The 737-nt window shown below is 48.7% G+C and carries 1 protein-coding gene; it reads left to right on the forward strand.

All coding sequences use genetic code 11. The features are described 5' to 3' along the window. Positions 1 to 737, forward strand: a 737-nt coding sequence (locus C7H79_RS17295; RefSeq protein ID WP_148667151.1) for a type IV secretory system conjugative DNA transfer family protein, incomplete at both ends; no start/stop codon positions are given.

Consider the following 737-nt stretch of genomic DNA (forward strand, 5'->3'; position numbering starts at 1 on the left):
TATGGGTGTACTGGTTTCGGGTGTCGGGCTGCTTCTGACACTGGTGGTCAGGGTGGTTATAGATAATTCAGCTCGACCGAACAGTAGCTTACATGGATCAGCGCGGTGGGCGAGCTTGTCCGATATCCAGGCAGCCCGATTGTTGCCTAAGAAGAATTCGTTTTTTAAGAGGTTATTTACTAAAAAACGGCTGCAGAACGATTTTGTTTATGTCGGTGCTTGGCAGGATGATCGGGGAGTCACGCACTATCTGAAACACAATGGAGCGGAACATGTTCTATGCTATGCACCGACCCGCTCTGGCAAGGGTGTCGGCCTGGTGATTCCAACGCTGCTTTCATGGGGACAGAGTGCAGTTATTACCGATCTGAAGGGTGAGCTTTGGTCGGTCACAGCCGGTTGGAGAAAGGAGCATGCTGGAAATAAAGTGATTCGCTTTGATCCTGCATCGCCCAAGGGTAGTGCTTGTTGGAACCCCTTGGATGAAATCCGCATGCATGATGGTTTTGAAGTGGGTGACGTACAAAATCTTGCGACCTTAATGGTTGATCCGGATGGCCGGGGATTAAATGATCATTGGCAGAAAACCAGTCAGGCATTACTGGTGGGTGTGATCCTGCATGTTTTGTATAAATCAATATATGACGGTACTGCGGCCTCATTACCTTATGTTGATGCCATACTTTCCGATCCTGAGCGCGATATTGGTGAGTTATGGATGGAAATGGCCACCTATC

The sequence above is a fragment of the Nitrosomonas supralitoralis genome, from assembly GCF_003011925.2.
Taxonomy (GTDB): Bacteria; Pseudomonadota; Gammaproteobacteria; order Burkholderiales; family Nitrosomonadaceae; genus Nitrosomonas; species Nitrosomonas supralitoralis.